16 protein-coding genes are annotated in these 15578 nt (G+C 65.8%); 11 read left to right on the top strand and 5 right to left on the bottom strand.

All coding sequences use genetic code 11. The features are described 5' to 3' along the window. Positions 1-9: 9 nt before the first annotated feature. The 7 genes from rsmI (at position 10) to IVA91_RS24690 (ending at position 7089) form a co-directional block, all read left to right on the top strand. On the top strand, positions 10-960 hold the full coding sequence (gene rsmI, locus IVA91_RS24720; protein ID WP_247276580.1) for a 16S rRNA (cytidine(1402)-2'-O)-methyltransferase: 951 nt from the start codon (positions 10-12) through the stop codon (positions 958-960). Beyond that, positions 947-1348, top strand: a complete 402-nt coding sequence (locus IVA91_RS24715) for a YraN family protein (protein WP_247276581.1) — start codon at positions 947-949, stop codon at positions 1346-1348. The genes rsmI and IVA91_RS24715 overlap by 14 nt, the downstream gene beginning before the upstream one ends. A 10-nt stretch (positions 1349-1358) precedes the next feature. Continuing rightward, positions 1359-2303 carry a glutathione synthase gene (gene gshB / locus IVA91_RS24710; protein WP_247276582.1) on the top strand — a complete coding sequence of 315 codons (945 nt, stop codon included), beginning with the start codon at positions 1359-1361 and terminating at the stop codon, positions 2301-2303. A 364-nt stretch (positions 2304-2667) separates the two neighbouring features. Continuing rightward, positions 2668-3480 carry a Flp pilus assembly protein CpaB gene (gene cpaB / locus IVA91_RS24705; RefSeq protein ID WP_247276583.1) on the top strand — a complete coding sequence of 271 codons (813 nt, stop codon included), beginning with the start codon at positions 2668-2670 and terminating at the stop codon, positions 3478-3480. Between the two features lie 13 nt (positions 3481-3493). Further along, complete coding sequence (locus tag IVA91_RS24700) at positions 3494-5011, top strand: type II and III secretion system protein family protein (protein WP_247276584.1); 1518 nt, start codon at positions 3494-3496, stop codon at positions 5009-5011. 57 nt (positions 5012-5068) lie between these two features. Beyond that, entirely contained in the window at positions 5069-5803 is a 735-nt protein-coding gene (locus IVA91_RS24695; protein ID WP_247276585.1) for a CpaD family pilus assembly protein, read from the top strand. Beyond that, on the top strand, positions 5800-7089 hold the full coding sequence (locus tag IVA91_RS24690) for an AAA family ATPase (protein WP_247276586.1): 1290 nt from the start codon (positions 5800-5802) through the stop codon (positions 7087-7089). Before IVA91_RS24695 ends, IVA91_RS24690 begins: the two co-directional genes overlap by 4 nt. 80 nt (positions 7090-7169) lie before the next feature. Here the strand turns inward: IVA91_RS24690 and IVA91_RS24685 are convergent, their stop codons facing one another. Beyond that, a complete protein-coding gene (locus tag IVA91_RS24685) occupies positions 7170-7943 on the bottom strand; it encodes a tetratricopeptide repeat protein (protein ID WP_247276587.1) in 774 nt (257 codons plus the stop codon). 80 nt (positions 7944-8023) lie between these two features. Continuing rightward, positions 8024-8269, bottom strand: coding sequence for a PilZ domain-containing protein (locus tag IVA91_RS24680; protein ID WP_018644993.1), 246 nt, complete (start codon positions 8267-8269; stop codon positions 8024-8026). Positions 8270-8496: 227 nt separating this feature from the next. Here IVA91_RS24680 and IVA91_RS24675 point away from each other — a divergent pair, with 227 nt between their 5' ends. The 4 genes from IVA91_RS24675 to IVA91_RS24660 all read left to right on the top strand — a co-directional run bounded on the left by IVA91_RS24675 (position 8497) and on the right by IVA91_RS24660 (position 13785). Continuing rightward, positions 8497-10035: a YifB family Mg chelatase-like AAA ATPase gene (locus IVA91_RS24675; RefSeq protein ID WP_247276588.1), complete on the top strand. Its 1539-nt coding sequence runs from the start codon at positions 8497-8499 to the stop codon at positions 10033-10035. A gap of 108 nt (positions 10036-10143) precedes the next feature. After that, the gene (locus tag IVA91_RS24670) at positions 10144-10611 is read left to right on the top strand and encodes a hypothetical protein (protein ID WP_247276589.1); all 468 of its coding nucleotides are present in this window, start codon (positions 10144-10146) and stop codon (positions 10609-10611) included. Between the two features lie 210 nt (positions 10612-10821). Then, positions 10822-13047: an ATP-binding protein gene (locus tag IVA91_RS24665; protein WP_247276618.1), complete on the top strand. Its 2226-nt coding sequence runs from the start codon at positions 10822-10824 to the stop codon at positions 13045-13047. Between the two features lie 108 nt (positions 13048-13155). After that, positions 13156-13785, top strand: a complete 630-nt coding sequence (locus IVA91_RS24660; protein WP_247421424.1) for a histidine phosphatase family protein — start codon at positions 13156-13158, stop codon at positions 13783-13785. Here IVA91_RS24660 and IVA91_RS24655 read toward each other — a convergent pair. From IVA91_RS24655 to IVA91_RS24645, 3 genes are all read right to left on the bottom strand, one after another. Continuing rightward, a complete protein-coding gene (locus IVA91_RS24655; RefSeq protein WP_247421421.1) occupies positions 13753-14106 on the bottom strand; it encodes a hypothetical protein in 354 nt (117 codons plus the stop codon). The two genes, IVA91_RS24660 and IVA91_RS24655, sit on opposite strands and share 33 nt — an antisense overlap. Positions 14107-14211: 105 nt before the next feature. Next, positions 14212-15168 (bottom strand): type I pantothenate kinase, encoded by a 957-nt coding sequence (gene coaA, locus IVA91_RS24650; protein ID WP_200497031.1) that lies wholly within the window; start codon positions 15166-15168, stop codon positions 14212-14214. Positions 15169-15189: 21 nt separating this feature from the next. Continuing rightward, positions 15190-15516: a phosphoribosyl-ATP diphosphatase gene (locus tag IVA91_RS24645; protein ID WP_247276591.1), complete on the bottom strand. Its 327-nt coding sequence runs from the start codon at positions 15514-15516 to the stop codon at positions 15190-15192. Positions 15517-15578: the final 62 nt, after the last annotated feature.

Here is a 15578-nt window from a genome sequence, read left to right as displayed (position 1 = left end):
GACTTCATTATGCGCGCAAAGCCGGCCCCGATAAATACGCCTGAAGCTCAAGACGCCACCTTGCGCGGCTTCTCCATCGACGCCCATCGGCTTGCGGTGGCGAAGGCCGCGCCGGGCCTGCATCTGGTCGCGACCCCCATCGGCAATCTCGGCGACATCACCCTGCGTGCGCTTCAGACGCTCGCCGGCGTCGACGTCATCGCCTGCGAGGACACCCGCATCACGCGGCGCCTGACCGAGCGTTACGCCATCGCAGCGCAGCTCAAGCAATATCATGAGCACAACGCGGAAGCCGCGCGTCCGAAGATCCTGGAGGCGCTTGCGGCAGGCGGCTCGGTCGCGCTGGTGTCGGATGCCGGGACGCCGCTGATCTCCGATCCCGGCTTCAAGCTGGTGCGCGAGGTCTGCGCCGCCGGCCATGCGGTCTATGCGCTGCCCGGCCCCTCCTCGGTGCTGGCGGCGCTATCGGTCGCAGCGCTGCCGACCGACCGCTTTTTCTTCGAGGGCTTCTTGCCGTCGAAATCGGCGGCGCGCAGGTCGCGCCTTGTTGAGCTGGCTCGCATCGATGCGACACTGGTGATGTTCGAATCCGGCAACCGCGTGCAGGACGCGCTCGCCGATCTCGCCGAGATCATGGGGACGCGCGACGCCGCGATCTGCCGCGAGCTGACCAAACTTCATGAGGAGATCTCGCGCGCAACATTGAGCGAGCTGGCTCGCGAGGCGGATACGCTGGAGACGCGCGGCGAGTTCGTGCTGGTGATCGCCCCACCTGCGGCCGACGCCGAGGTGCTGACGTCGGATGCGCTAGACCAGCTCCTGCGCGAGCAGCTGGCCGCGCGCAGCGTCAAGGATGCCGTGGCACATGCGGTCGCACTCTCGGGCCGCCCGCGGCGCGAGGTCTATGCCCGCGCGCTCGAGCTCGCAAAAGACCTGCGGGGCGGCGATGGCGAAGACTGAGGTCCCGGCGGAACCGAAAGTCGCCTCGCCCGAGCGCATCGCCGCGTTCCGGACCGGCATCTCCGCCGAGAGCCGCGCCGCCGCCTATCTGATGGCCAAGGGCTACCGCATCCTCGCCAAACGTTATCGCACCCCGCATGGCGAAATCGACATCGTGGCGCGCCGCCGCAATTTGATCGCCTTCGTCGAGGTCAAGGCGCGGGCGACGCTGGATGACGCCGCCTTCGCGGTGACGCCGCGCCAGCAGCAGCGCATCATCGACGCCGCGCAAGGCTGGCTCGTGGCGCATCCCGAGCATGCCGAATTCGAATTGCGATTCGACGCCATGCTGATTGCGCCGCGATCACTTCCACGCCATGTGTTGGCGGCATTCGACGCCTCGACCTGAAAGGCAGACCATGAAACTCAACGTCGCCGTCCAGATGGACCCCATCGCCCGCATCAACATCAAGGGCGATTCCACCTTTGCGCTGCTCCTGGAGGCACAGAAGCGCGGCCACGGCCTGTCCTATTACACCCCCGACAAGCTCTCGATGGTCGGCGACGAGATCGTCGCTCCGGTTCAGCTCCTCACCGTGCGCGACGAGCCGGGTGACCATTTCACGCTCGGCGAGCCCAGGCGCGAAGCGCTCAACGGCTTTGACGTGGTGCTGCTCCGCCAGGACCCGCCGTTCGATCTCGCCTACATCACCTCGACGCATTTTTTGGAGCGCATTCATCCGAAGACGCTGGTGGTCAACGATCCCGCCTCGGTACGGAACGCGCCGGAAAAGCTGTTCGTGATGAACTTTCCGCAGCTGATGCCGCCGACCCTGATCTCGCGCGAATTAGATGAGATCAACGCCTTTCGCGACAGGCACGGCGCCGTCGTGATGAAGCCGCTGCACGGCCATGGCGGCGCCGCGGTGTTCCGCGTGATGCCGCAGGACATGAATTTCGGCTCGCTGTTCGACATGTTCTCGGTGACGTTCAAAGAGCCCTGGGTGATCCAGCAGTTCATTCCCGAGGTGAAGCACGGCGACAAGCGCATCATCCTCGTCAACGGCGAGTTCGCCGCCGCCGTAAACCGGGTGCCGGCCGCGGACGACCTCCGCTCCAACATGGTACGCGGCGGCGCGGCGCAGGAGACCGAGCTCACCCCGCGCGAGCGCGAGATCTGCGCCGCCGTCGGCCCGGCGCTGCGCGAGCGCGGCCTCCTGTTCGTCGGCATCGACGTCATCAACGGCAATCTCACCGAGATCAACGTCACCTCGCCGACCGGCATCCGCGCCATCGCGCGGCTCGGCGGGCCCGACGTGGCGGCGAAGATCTGGGACGCGATCGAGCAGAAGCGGGCGAAGTAAGGGCGCTGCGGAAATTTAGAGGACGCGCAATCTCTCCCAGCTCGTCCCGGAAGGACGGACGACATCCTTTGGTGTTGTGCGCGGCCCATCTCGTAGGCAGCCCCGCCGCTGCACGCCCCCACATCACTAACCACCCGTTCACCATGACGCCGCGCCTGTCATGCGAACGAATAGGCTGGCTTGCGTAAATCTACGGGGCCGTTGGCCGGTTGAATAACGCCGCGTTCACCATCAGCCGAAAACCACCACCGTCACTGGCCATCACATCCGGCCTCGCAACACCCCTTATACTTTTCCTCCCTACTCATCGACACGGGGGACCCGCCACGTGCGGTTCGAGTGCCCCGCGTATGAGTAGAAGCGTATGAATACCGCACGCCTTGTCGTTCTCGTCATCGCGCTCGCCGCCGGGGGCGTCGCTGCGTATCTGGCGAGCGGCTATCAGAATGGGCCCGCGCCCGTTCTGCCCGTCACCGAGAAACTGCCGACCGTCGAGGTTCTCGTCGCGAAAACCGACATCGGGCTCGGCCAGGCCGTGAAGCCCGAGGATCTGCAATGGCAGGTCTGGCCGGCGGCGACGGCAAGCAACGCGTTCATTCGCCGCGACAGCAGGCCCGAGGCGCAGACCCAGATCGCCGGCTCGATCGCGCGCGTGCCGTTGATGCAGGGCGAGCCGATCCGCGAGCAGAAGCTGGTCAGGGCCGAAGGCTCCGGCTTCATGGCTGCCATCCTGCCCTCCGGCATGCGGGCCGTGTCCACCGAAATTTCAGCCGAGACCGGCGCCGGCGGCTTCATCCTGCCGAACGACCGCGTCGACATCGTGCTGACCCGCCGCCTGAAGAATCCCGATACCAACGCATCGACCGGCGGCAACGACCTCATCGTGTCCGAGGTCATTCTGACCAACATCCGCGTGCTCGCGATCGACCAGGCGCCGAAGGAAAAGGACGGCCAGACCGCCGTGATCGGCAAGACCGTCACGCTCGAGCTCAAGCCCGACCAGGTCGCCACGCTGTCGGCTGCGCGCCAGGGCGGCACGCTCCAGCTCGCGCTGCGGAGCATCGTCGATGCCAACGCAGTCGACGGGTCGCCCGAGGACCAGGCGGTCAAGCGTCCCGGTGGCGTGAACGTAATTCGTTATGGCGTGCAGGCGCGCCAACTGACGTCACAGAAGTGATGATGGGGACAGTATGAACTACGGGGATGATCGGACGGGCCTGCGCATTCGGGGGAAGCGCGCGCGCTCGGTCTTGGCGGGGACGATGCTGCTGCTGGGGCTGCTCGCAGCCTCCGACCGGCTCAGTGCCGCGGATGCCCCGGTCGGCGATCAGGCACCGATGCAGGCGCCTGATCTCGGTGTGTCCTCGGTCGCGACGATCGCGCCGGCGCGGACGCGCTTTCTGTCGCTCGGCGTCGGCAAGTCCGTCGTCATCGACCTGCCGCGCGAGGTCAAGGACGTGCTGGTGGCCGATCCCAAGATCGCCAATGCCATAATCCGCTCGGCGCAGCGCGCCTATATCATCGGCGGCCAAGTCGGCCAGACCAACGTGGTGTTCTTCACCGCCGACGGCCAGCAGGTCGCCTCCTACGACATCGCGGTGAAGCGCGACCTCAACGGCATGCGCGCCGCGCTGCGCCAGTCGCTGCCGGGCGTGCAGATCGAAGGCATCGGCGACAGCGTGATGCTGACCGGCTCGGTCTCGAGCCCGGTCGAGGCACAGCAGGCGGGCGACGTCGCCGCAAAGCTCGTCGGCGGCTCGGACAAGGTCGTCAACAACATCGTCGTTCGCGGCCGCGACCAGGTGATGCTCAAGGTCGTGGTCGGCGAAGTGCGCCGCGATATCGTCAAGCAGCTGGGCGTGGATCTCAGCGCCAGCCTGAACGCCGGCACCGCGGTGGTGAATTTCAACAATTCCAACCCGTTCTCGGTGTCTGGCGGACCGATCGTCGCGAGCAACGGACTTGGAGTCGCCGGTCTCGCCAAGGGCGTCGCCACCGTCAGCGCCACGATGCGTGCGATGGAAAGCGCCGGCGTCATGCGTACGCTCGCCGAGCCGAGCCTGACCGCGATCTCGGGCGAATCCGCCACCTTCATCGCCGGCGGCGAATTCCCGATTCCGGCCGGCTATTCCTGCGATCCGGTCACCCACGTCTGTACCACCCAGGTCACCTACAAGAAGTTCGGCATCTCCCTGAACTTCACGCCGGTCGTGCTCAGCGAAGGCCGCATCAGCCTGCGCGTCATGACCGAGGTCTCGGAGCTGTCGAATACGAACGCGATCACACTGACGCAGGCGGTGTCCTCGACCTCGAGCAACTCGATCACCATCCCCTCGGTTCAGACCCGCCGAGCCGAAACGACACTGGAAATTCCCTCCGGCGGCTCGATGGCGATGGCCGGCCTGATCCAGCAGCAGACCAAGCAGGCGATCAACGGCCTGCCCGGCGTCGACCAGGTGCCGATCATCGGCGCGCTGTTCCGCAGCCAGGACTTCGTCAACAACGAAACCGAGTTGATGGTGATCGTGACGCCCTATGTGGTGCGCGCCGTCGCCCAGAAGGAATTGTCGCGGCCCGACGACGGTTTCGCGCCGGCCTCCGACGCGCAGACGGCGCTGCTCGGCCGCATGAACCGCCTTTATGGCATCACGCGCCGCGTCGATCCCATCAACGGCACGCCCGGCGATTTCGGCTTCATCATCGATTGACGACGAGCGGACGGCCTGGGGACCGGAGCAGAAACGGGGCAAGAGGGGAATCAAGCGATGACGAGGACGATAGCCGACCGACGCCGCCCTTTGAGCGTCGCGCTGGTGCTGACGGGGCTGTCCGTCATGCTGGGCGCGTGCAACACCACCGGTGAAATCGTCACTCAGACAGTGCCGACCGACTATCGCCAGCGCCACCCGATCGCGGTGCAGGAGGGTAGGCGCTCGATCGTGATCTTCGTCGGCAAGGCGCGCGGCGGCCTCTCGGCCGCGCAGCACGCGGATGTCGCAGGCATTGCCCGGGACTGGATGCGCGAAGGCACCGGCTCCGTCGTCGTCGACGTGCCCGTCGACACCGCGAATTCGCGTGCCGCGGCGGCGACTTATCGAGAAATCCGTTCCGTGCTCGCATCCGGCGACGTGCCCTCGCGCGCCATCCTCCAGCATCCCTATCGTCCCGAAGACCCCGGCCTCCTGCCGACGATCCGGCTGAGCTATTCCAAACTCAGCGCAGTGGCCGGACCCTGCGGGTTGTGGCCGGAAGACGTTGGTCCGAACATCCTCGACCCCGGCTACAATGAGAACCGGCCGTATTTCAATCTGGGCTGCGCCAGCCAGCGCAACCTCGCGGCCATGATCGACAATCCGGCCGACCTCGAGCAGCCGCGCGCCGAGACGCCCGCCTACACCGCACGGCGCGACATCGCCTTCGACCGCTATCGCAAGGGCTCGACGACCGCGACCTCCTATCCCGAGGCCGACAAGGCCAAACTCAGCGACACCGGCAAATGACTGGCATCCACGACGAAGAAGCGGACGATCCGCGGCACCCCGACGAACACATTGCACCGGTTCCTCGCATCTCGGTGCAGGCTTTTTGCGAGACCGAGCAGACGCTCGCCGCGGTGACCGCGGCGGGGGAGGATCGGCGGCTCGCCAAGGCGCATCTCACTGCCAGGGACGGTGGTCTCGCTGCGGCAATCGAAGTCTATGAAACGATGCCGACGCCGAACGTGATCGTGATCGAATCCGACGGCACGCGTGACATCCTGGAGGGGCTCGACGACCTCGCCGGCGTCTGCGACCCCGGCACCCGCGTCGTGGTGATCGGCAATCCCAACGACACCGCGCCCTATCGCGAGCTGGTCCGCCGCGGCGTCAACGACTACGTGGTCGGGCCAGTCGAAACCCTCGACGTCGTCCGCTCGATCTGTAGCCTGTTCTCGGCATCCGAAGCCATCATCACCGGCCGCGTCATCGCGGTGGTCGGCGCCAAGGGCGGCGTCGGCGCGTCCACCGTCGCGCACAATGTGGCCTGGACCATCGCCCGCGACCTCGCGCTCGATTCCGTCGTGATCGATCTCGACCTCGCCTTCGGTACTGCGAGCCTCGACTACAATCAGGATCCGCTGCAGGGCATCGCCAACGCGGTGCTATCGCAGGACCGGCCGGACACGGCGCTGATGGAGCGCCTGCTTGCCAAATGCACCGAGCGCCTCAGCCTGCTGGCCGCCCCCGCGACGCTCGACCGCGTCTACGATTTCGGCGCCGAAGCTTTTGATGCGGTGTTCGACACGCTGCGCATGACCACGCCCTGCATCGTGCTCGACGTACCCCACCAATGGTCGGGCTGGACGCGGCGGGCGCTGGTCAACGCCGACGACATCGTGATCGTGGCCGAGCCCGATCTCGCCAATTTGCGCAACACCAAGAACATGCTGAGCGTGCTCAAGGCGGCGCGCCCGAACGACCGGCCGCCGCTGTATTGTCTCAACCAGGTCGGCATGCACAAGCGCGCGGAGATCGAGGTCAAAGCTTTCGCCAAGACCATGGAGAGCCAGCCGCTCGCGGTGATCCCGTTCGATTCGAAGCTGTTCTCGACCGCCGCCAACAACGGCCAGATGATCGCGGAGGTCTCCAAGAGCCACCGCACCACCCTTCTGTTCCAGAACATGGCCAACCGCCTCGCCGGCCGCGGCGAGGTGAAGAAGCCGAAGCGCTCGCTGCTCGGCCCGCTGCTGAAGAAGCTGAAGGGCAGGTCGGGCCGCGGATCCGCCCCGCATCGCAAGGCGTCGTAGGGGCGGCAAGCGTTTTCGAGCGACGGATCCCGGTTCGCGTCAAGAAAGCGCGCCAAAAACGAGAATCCAAACGGCGCGAGCTATTTGTCCGCCCGCTGCTGCTTCTTCGCCAGCAATTGCCGCAGCGCCGTGACCTTTGCCGCCGCCTGGTCCGGCGGCAGGTCGGCCTTCACGATGGCCTCGGCCTCGGCTTGCTTTCCTTCCAGCCCCAGCACCAGCGCGAGATTGGCGCGCACGCGGGAATCGGCGGGATTGCGCTCATGCGCGCGGCGCATCGTTTCCTCCGCCCGCGGCAGATTATTCTGGAGCATGTAAGACAGGCCGAGATTGGACAAAACCTGCGGCTCGTCGGGCACGATCTTCAAGGCGGTCGCATAATATTGCTGCGCCTCCTCATTGCGGCCGAGCTGATCGAGCGCCGCGCCCTGCGCCGACAGGATGCGCCAGTCCGGATCCTCGGGCGTATGCGCTCGGCCGAGGACGTCGAAGGCCTGCTGGAAATTGCCGTTGTCGGCGAGCGCGCGGCCATAGCCGGCGAGCAATGCCTTGTTGCTGGGATGGCCGAGCACGGCCTGCTCCATCACCGCGACCGCCTGCGCCCGCTGGCCGCTCTCGCGCAGCGCCTTGCCATAGGCGAGCACAACGCCGGGATCACCGGGCTTGGCGCGATAGCGTTCGCGCAAGGTGTCCATGTCCGGCTTGGCGTCGGCCTTCACACTGGCTTCAGATCTAACGCCGAGCGCGCCGGTGACATCCTCGATGCCATTGGTCTGGCAGCCGGCGAGGACAAGCACCATCAACGCGGGAAGCAGGAATTTCGCCGAAGGAGAGGCGGGAGACGGACGCTTGGACATACTCTGATCACTCGGCGACTGATCAGAGATGCTTACCCATTAACGCTAAAGCCCCGTTAAGGAGGCGCGGCCATTAAGGCCTAATCGACGAACTCCGCGCCGAACTCGCAGCCGATGCGCCAGCGCAGGCGGCATTGGCGGGAATAATCGGGCGCGAAGATGATGGTGAATTGCGGCGGCACTTCCAGGAATTCCGCCACCACTTTCACGCCGCCATCCGAGATATCCGTGATCGTGCAGTCGCGCGGCAGCGAGCCCGCGCCAAAGTGGATTTTGGCGAGCCGGCTGCATACCCGACGTTCGCTTCTCCGGCGATTTGCAAGCATTTGAATTCTTCACCCGTTAGACCACGGCCCATCCCGCAAGGGTAGGAGTAGCGGACATTCGTTGGAATGTGCTGAGGAGAGCCGCTCGCATTCGAGGTGTAGTGTCCGCTTCACGTTTACGATCGGGTAGGATTTTCTCGGTCCTAGGGCATGTTCCCGTATTGTTCTTGCGAAAGGCGCTAGGCTCTGCTACCCCTAATTGCGCGAAAGGGCAGGCTGGTTCGAGCATGGTTCAGCGGGTTTCTACCGTCGCCTTTGAGGGGATTGAGGCCCGTGCGGTCGACGTGCAGGTGCAGGTCGCCCCGGGGCTGCCGGCCTTCGCCATCGTCGGCCTGCCGGACAAGGCGGTGTCGGAGGCACGCGAGCGGGTCCGTTCGGCTCTGATCGCCTCGGGGCTGGCGCTGCCGGCGCGGCGGATCATCGTCAATCTGGCCCCGGCCGACCTGCCCAAGGAGGGCAGCCATTACGACCTGCCGATCGCGCTCGGGCTGATGGCGGCGATCGGCGCGATCCCGCCCGATGCACTGACCGGCTTCACAGTTCTCGGCGAGCTCGGCCTCGACGGATCGATCGCGCCGGTCGCAGGTGTCCTGCCCGCCGCGATCGGCGCCAATGCGCGCGAGGAGGGCCTGATCTGCCCGGCAGCCTGCGGCTCGGAGGCGGCCTGGGCGAGCCCGGACATCCAGATCATGGCCGCACAATCACTCATTCAGATCGCCAACCATTTCAAGGGCACGCAGGTGCTGTCGCGGCCCTCACCGAAGGTGCATGAGGCCGCCGCCTCGTCCCTCGACCTGCGCGATATCAAGGGCCAGGAGAGCGCCAAGCGGGCGCTGGAGATCGCAGCCGCGGGCGGACATCACCTGCTGATGATCGGCGCGCCCGGCGCCGGCAAATCGATGCTGGCGGCGCGCCTGCCCTCGATCCTGCCGCCGCTGTCGCCCGGCGAACTGCTCGAAGTCTCGATGATCGCGTCCGTCGCCGGCGAGATCGAGGGCGGCGCGCTGACCGCGCGGCGGCCGTTCCGCTCGCCGCATCATTCCGCCAGCATGGCCGCGCTCACCGGTGGCGGCGTGCGCGCCAAACCCGGCGAGATCTCGCTGGCGCATCAGGGTGTGCTGTTCCTCGACGAGCTGCCGGAGTTCGATCCGCGCGTGCTGGATTCGCTGCGCCAGCCCCTGGAGAACGGCGAGGTCGCGGTGTCGCGCGCCAATCATCGCGTCACCTACCCTGCCCGCTTCATGCTGGTGGCCGCGATGAATCCGTGCCGCTGCGGCAACGCGTTCGAGCCGGGCTATGCCTGCAAGCGCGGCCGCATCGACCGCTGCACCGGCGACTACCAGGCGCGCATCTCCGGTCCGTTGATGGATCGCATCGATCTGCGCATCGAGGTGCCGGCGGTGACCGCGGCCGATTTGATTCTGCCGCCGCCGGCGGAAGGCTCCGCCGAAGTCGCCGCGCGCGTGGCGGCGGCACGCGACATCCAGCTTGCGCGTTATGCGGATGCCGGCCTGCCGAACGTCCGTACCAATGCCGAGGCGCCGGCCTCGGTCCTCGAAGAGATCGCAAAACCGGATGCGCAAGGCGCCAAGCTATTGCGGGACGCGGCGGAGACCATGCGGCTGTCGGCGCGCGGCTATCACCGCGTGCTGCGGGTCGCGCGCACACTGGCCGATCTCGACAACGCGGACAAGATCGGCCGGCTGCACCTCGCCGAAGCGCTATCCTACCGCGCACTCGCGGAGGATGTGCGGCAGATGGCGTGAAGCACACGCGCATCAACCCGGCGGTAACGAGTTTCCTTTACGCTCTGCAAACCATAAGCCCCATGTGTTTCCAACTCGAGTTCCCGAGGGGCGGGCGAGTAGAGTGTCATGTTGCGTTTCAAGATCCTGGCCTCGGTTGTTCCCCTGTTGGCGGCGGCGGTGTTCGCCCGCGGCGAGATCGGATCGGTCTCGCATCCCTGCATTGCCCTGGGCGAGTCCTCGGTCGAGCTCACCTCCCTGTTCTGGACCGCCGGCGTGCATGTCGCCTTCACCGATGATCCCGCGCAGGCCACGGTACGGGTCCAGGTCACCGACAATGCGGACGCTGCGGACTTCGCGGTGGTCGACGACGGCCTCGGCTCGGAATCGGAATCCTGCCAGGGCAATCCGTGGACACGCCTGGTCTCAATCGCCGCGCAGCCCGTCGACGGCGGCCAGGTAATCTATCTCTCCACCGAAGGGCCGGCCGATTACCGCATCTATGTGCGCTCGAAGACGTTCTCGCAGCGCGAGGCCGCGGCGCTGATCGTCGGCGCCCGCGGCGGCCATGGCCGCCTGCAGGCCGCCTCACTCTAAACCGCGGTGAGATCACGATCGCGCTTTAGCTTCTTGTTTGCGCATGACCTTTTTGGAAAATCGCTGCACACTTTTGCGGATCATGCTCTGAAGCGTTAACACCTCGTCAACCCTGTTTGGAGGCGGCGCCAAAGCCTCAAGCTGTTCGCAAGGTCGACGCGACATCGTCGCACACGGCGGGCACGGGGTTTCGGACAAGGGTCGGTGGCGATGGGTCGGACGTTCCGGATCAAGGTGCGCATGCGCCGCTTCAGGCGACAGCATCCCCGTATCGCCTTCGCGCTCCGCTCCTTCATGATCTTCTCGGCGACGTTCGGCGCCGCCTATGGCTTCGTCTCCGGCAGCCGGTCCGAGAATTCCGGCTACGATCCCAACGCCTTTGCGATCGGCGCGAGCTTCCTGTTCGCGCTGGCGTGCCTTGGTCTTGCGACGCTGAGCATGCGGCTGCGCTTCGTCAACAAGCGGCTGCGTTCGCTCGCCGCCCACAACGAGGCGCTGATCGACCGCAATTGGGAGCTCAAGGAAGCCGAAGAGCGCGCCCGCAGCCTGTTCGAGCAGCAGGGCGACCTGATCGTGCTGCGCGACACGAGCGGCCGCATCACCTTTGCCAATGACGCCTATTGCGCGCTGGCCGGACAGGCCCGGAGCGCGCTGGTCGGCACACGCTTCGACTTCGACGTGCTGGAGCAGGGCGACAGCGCGCGCGAGAGCAGCGGCACGCGCGTTCACGACCAGAAAATCGCAACCCCGCTCGGTGCGCGCTGGATCGCCTGGCGCGAGGGCTATGTGCGCCGCGATGCCGGCCAGCCCGCCGAATTGCAGAGCGTCGGGCGCGACGTCACCGACCGCACCGAGACCGAGCGCGCTTTGTCCGACGCGCGCGATCAGGCCGATGCCGCCAACCGCGCGAAGTCGCGTTTCCTCGCGATGGCCTCGCACGAAATCCGCACGCCCCTCAACGGCATCATCGGCATGGGCAGCCTCTTGCTCGACACCACGCTGACGCCGGAGCAGACGACCTACGCCAGGGCGGTGAAAACTTCGGGCGAAGCACTGATGGCGCTGATCGAGGAGCTGCTCGATTATTCCAAGATCGAAGCCGGCAAGCTCGATCTCGAGCAGCGTCCGTTCGCCTTGTCCACGCTGGTCGAGGAGATCACCGAGCTTCTGGCGCCGCGTGCGCAGGCCAAGACTCTCGAGATCGCGTCCTATATCGACGAGCGCCTGCCGCTCGAGGTGGTGGGGGACGCCGCGCGGCTGCGCCAGGTGCTGCTCAACCTCGCCGGCAACGCCATCAAGTTCACCGCGAGCGGCGGCGTCGCGCTGATCGTCGAGCCCGGCATCCGGCCGAACGAGATCAGCTTCCTGGTCCGCGACACCGGCATCGGCATCGCGCCGGAAGCGCAATCGCGCATCTTCCGGGAGTTCGAGCAGGCGGACGAGCGCGTCGCGCGCACCTATGGCGGCACCGGACTCGGCCTGTCCATCAGCGAGCGCATCGTCAAGCGCATGGGCGGCCGGATCACGCTCGAGAGCGAACCGGGCAGGGGGTCGACCTTCGAGGTCGCGGTGCCGCTAGCCCCGTCACAAGCAGGTAGCGGACAGACGGCATTCGCCTGCCCCGAACTCGCCGGCAAGCCGATTCTCCTCGTCGCCGAGGGCATCGAGGCGTCGCTGATCGCACGGCGCCTGGAGCGCTGGGGCGGTCAGACCTGCATGGTGGCGGACGCCGCCGTGGCTCAAGCGCTGCTGCCGGAGCGTTCATGGCACGCCATGCTGGTCGATCGCGCGATCGGTCCCGCCGCTTCCGACCATCTCGGCGAAACCGCGCGGGCGCATGCGATGCAGCGCCTGGTGCTGCTGACCTCGAGCTCGCGCCATGAGGAACTGTCCCCGGCCTTCACCGGATTCCTGGTGAAGCCGCTGCGCGCCGCCTCGCTCGCGACACGCCTTTCGCTGACGCCGGAGGTCGCCTCGCCCGAGCTCGCACCGCAGCCATTGGCCGAATCCAAAACTGCAACGCCGGCGAAAGGGCTGTCGATCCTCGTTGCCGAGGACAACGAGATCAATGCGCTGTTGATGCGCTCGCTGCTGACGAAACTCGGCCACCGCGTCGTCATCGCTATCCACGGCGAGGCGGCGCTGGAATCCTGGCTCGCCGCCTCATCGGCCGGCACGCCCTATGATCTCGTGCTGATGGATATCCAGATGCCGCAGCTCGACGGCATTGAGACGACAAAGCGCATTCGCGCGCATGAGGCGGCCATGGGTCGCCAGCGCATGCCGATCCTGGCGCTCACCGCCAATACGCTGGTCGAGGACCGCTACGCTTGCTTCGAGGCAGGCATGAATGGATTCCTGATCAAGCCGCTCGACCGCGAGAAGCTGGATCAGGCGCTGGCGGGGCTGGCCGCGTCCCGCCACCTGAGTGTCTGATCCAGAATTTCACGAAAACCTCGGCCCGACCGGCAGTCGATAATTGAAATCGGCCTCGTTGCGCGTCACCATCCCCGAGGGGACGTTTTGCAATAGGGGACTTTGCGCATGAACGTGCTTTGCCGCCTCGCACTCATTGTCCTTATCGCTGGAATTTCCCGACACACCGCGGCCGATACGCCGGAACTCATCACATCGCTCAAGCAAGGCGGCTACGTGCTGGTGTTTCGGCACACCGCCACCGATGACAGCCAAAAGGACGTCTACCCTTTCAAATTCGACGACATGAGCGCGCAGCGCCAGCTCAGTGAAAAGGGCAGGGACATGGCGCGTCAGATCGGGACAGCGGTCAAGGATCTCGCGATTCCGATCGGCGAGGTCTACACCAGCCGGCTGAACCGCGCGGTCGAGGCGGGCAAGCTGATCTCCGGCCGCGAGGTCAAGCCGGTCGATGCGCTAACGGACAGCAGCAACGCCAGTGCGTCGGGAATGGCCAACCCGACGGGTGCAAATGCAAAGGCGGGCCAAGCCGTGCGTCATCTCGTCGATACGCCGCCGAAGGCCAGCACCAACACGTTCCTGATCACCCATAAGACGAACATCGCCGATGCCTTCGGCAAGGAGGCCGGCGACGTGCAGGAAGGCGAAGCCTTCGTCTACAAGGCCAGCAGCTCCGGCCCCGCCATCTTTGCGGGGCGCATCAGGCTAGCGGACTGGAATACGAAGGCAGGCAAGTGAGCCAACCAGCGGCGGCGTGCCAGCTAGGGTAACGGCCAGGTCGGGAGCCGAGCATGCCCCGTGCCGTCGGGCGGGACTCAGTCCGTCGGCATGCGAAAGAAAACGCGGCGCAGTGAGCTTATCAGGCGGCGCTCGGTCGGCTTTGAAGATGGTGTCCGCTTTTGCCGCGCGCTTGCAATGTGGGCACACGAAAAGATGCGCGATGATCGGCGTCGGCTCGTCCGCCAGCAGTTCGGAGCGAAACCACTTCATCTCGATGTGGCAGTCCGGGCAGATCGGAGCTTCAAGCTGCTCCGCAGCGCTTCTGAGACGATCAACCATAGTGCCTCTCCGCCGTTCTTGAAGGCATAGCGGAATACCGATTTTAGGTCTGCAACAAAAGACACTCAGCCCAACCAGCCAGGGGGGCCATGTTCACCGGCGCGATTACAGCCGCCTGAGCGCCACGCTCTCCACCGTGTGGTCGGCGCCCTTCTTCAGGATCAGCGTCGCGCGGGGCCGGGTCGGCAGGATGTTGTCCTCGAGATTGGCGAGATTGGTGCGCTCCCAGATCGCGATCGCGGTGGCGGTGGCTTCCTCATCCGACAACAGCGCGTAGCGGTTGAAGTAGGATTTCGGGTTGGTGAAGGCGGTGTCGCGCAGCGCCAGGAAGCGCTTGATGTACCATTGCCGCAGCGCCGCCTCGTCGGCGTCGATATAGACCGAGAAATCGAAGAAGTCGGAGACCACAGGCACCGCCTTGCCGTCGCGCGGCAGCTTGCCCGTCTGCAGCACGTTGACGCCTTCGACGATCAGGATGTCGGGCTGGTCGATCTCGGCCCACTGGTTCGGCACGATGTCGTAGGTCAGATGCGAATAGACCGGCGCGCGCACATGACGACGTCCGGACTTGATGTCGGAGAGGAAGCTGAGCAGCAGTGGCAGGTCGTAGCTCTCGGGAAAACCCTTCTTCTGCATGATGCCCTGCCGATCGAGCACCGCGTTGGGGTAGAGAAACCCGTCGGTGGTGATCAGCTCGACCTTCGGGCGCGGCGACCAGCGCGCCAAGAGGGCCTGGAGCACGCGGGCCGTGGTGGATTTGCCCACCGCGACCGAGCCGGCAACGCCGATGATATAGGGCACCTTGCGGTCGCGGATGTTGAGGAATTGCCGCTCGGCGTAATACAGGCGCTGCATCGCATCGACGTAGATCGAGAGCAGGCGCGACAGCGGCAGGTAAATGTCCTCGACCTCCTGGAGGTCGAGGCGGTCGTGCAGCGAGCGCAGCCGGTCGAACTCGCCCGGCTCCAGCGTCATCGGCGTGTCGTCGCGCAGGCGCGCCCATTCTTCGCGCGTATAGACGCGGTACGGATTATACTGCTGCTCGGGTGCGCGGATATCCATGACGCGATCTTTCCACCTCGGCTAGTTGCCGCTCTTGCGCGACGCCTTTTCTTCCAACCCTGACATCGACGTCCGCTTGTCCAGCGCGGCCTCGACCTCCTCCAGCTTTACGCCGCGGGCCTTGAGCAGCACAAGGAAATGGTAGAGCAGATCGGCGCTCTCGGCGATCAGATGCGCGCGATCGTTTTCGACTGCTGCGATTACGGTTTCGACTGCCTCCTCACCGAACTTCTTGGCGCAATGCTCGGCGCCCTTGTCCAGAAGCTTGCGGGTATAGGAGGCCTCGCCACCGGCGGCCGCGCGGGCATCGATGGTCTCGGCCAGATCATGGATCGTGAAACGCGGCATACGGAATACTCGGAAAACGCGATACGGCCGAACGAGCCGTCCCACACGGCTCGTGTAGCACT

This window comes from Bradyrhizobium sp. 153, from assembly GCF_023073835.1.
GTDB lineage: Bacteria > Pseudomonadota > Alphaproteobacteria > Rhizobiales > Xanthobacteraceae > Bradyrhizobium.
This window is presented reverse-complemented; position numbering and strand designations above follow the sequence as displayed.

Bases quoted from the DNA above. Each gene is read 5' to 3' on its own strand.
- rsmI (WP_247276580.1), top strand. From the start codon at position 10: ATGCGCGCAAAGCCGGCCCCGATAAATACGCCTGAAGCTCAAGACGCC.
- IVA91_RS24715 (WP_247276581.1), top strand. From the start codon at position 947: ATGGCGAAGACTGAGGTCCCGGCGGAACCGAAAGTCGCCTCGCCCGAG.
- gshB (WP_247276582.1), top strand. From the start codon at position 1,359: ATGAAACTCAACGTCGCCGTCCAGATGGACCCCATCGCCCGCATCAAC.
- cpaB (WP_247276583.1), top strand. From the start codon at position 2,668: ATGAATACCGCACGCCTTGTCGTTCTCGTCATCGCGCTCGCCGCCGGG.
- IVA91_RS24700 (WP_247276584.1), top strand. From the start codon at position 3,494: ATGAACTACGGGGATGATCGGACGGGCCTGCGCATTCGGGGGAAGCGC.
- IVA91_RS24695 (WP_247276585.1), top strand. From the start codon at position 5,069: ATGACGAGGACGATAGCCGACCGACGCCGCCCTTTGAGCGTCGCGCTG.
- IVA91_RS24690 (WP_247276586.1), top strand. From the start codon at position 5,800: ATGACTGGCATCCACGACGAAGAAGCGGACGATCCGCGGCACCCCGAC.
- IVA91_RS24685 (WP_247276587.1), bottom strand. From the start codon at position 7,943: ATGTCCAAGCGTCCGTCTCCCGCCTCTCCTTCGGCGAAATTCCTGCTT.
- IVA91_RS24680 (WP_018644993.1), bottom strand. From the start codon at position 8,269: ATGCTTGCAAATCGCCGGAGAAGCGAACGTCGGGTATGCAGCCGGCTC.
- IVA91_RS24675 (WP_247276588.1), top strand. From the start codon at position 8,497: ATGGTTCAGCGGGTTTCTACCGTCGCCTTTGAGGGGATTGAGGCCCGT.
- IVA91_RS24670 (WP_247276589.1), top strand. From the start codon at position 10,144: ATGTTGCGTTTCAAGATCCTGGCCTCGGTTGTTCCCCTGTTGGCGGCG.
- IVA91_RS24665 (WP_247276618.1), top strand. From the start codon at position 10,822: ATGGGTCGGACGTTCCGGATCAAGGTGCGCATGCGCCGCTTCAGGCGA.
- IVA91_RS24660 (WP_247421424.1), top strand. From the start codon at position 13,156: ATGAACGTGCTTTGCCGCCTCGCACTCATTGTCCTTATCGCTGGAATT.
- IVA91_RS24655 (WP_247421421.1), bottom strand. From the start codon at position 14,106: ATGGTTGATCGTCTCAGAAGCGCTGCGGAGCAGCTTGAAGCTCCGATC.
- coaA (WP_200497031.1), bottom strand. From the start codon at position 15,168: ATGGATATCCGCGCACCCGAGCAGCAGTATAATCCGTACCGCGTCTAT.
- IVA91_RS24645 (WP_247276591.1), bottom strand. From the start codon at position 15,516: ATGCCGCGTTTCACGATCCATGATCTGGCCGAGACCATCGATGCCCGC.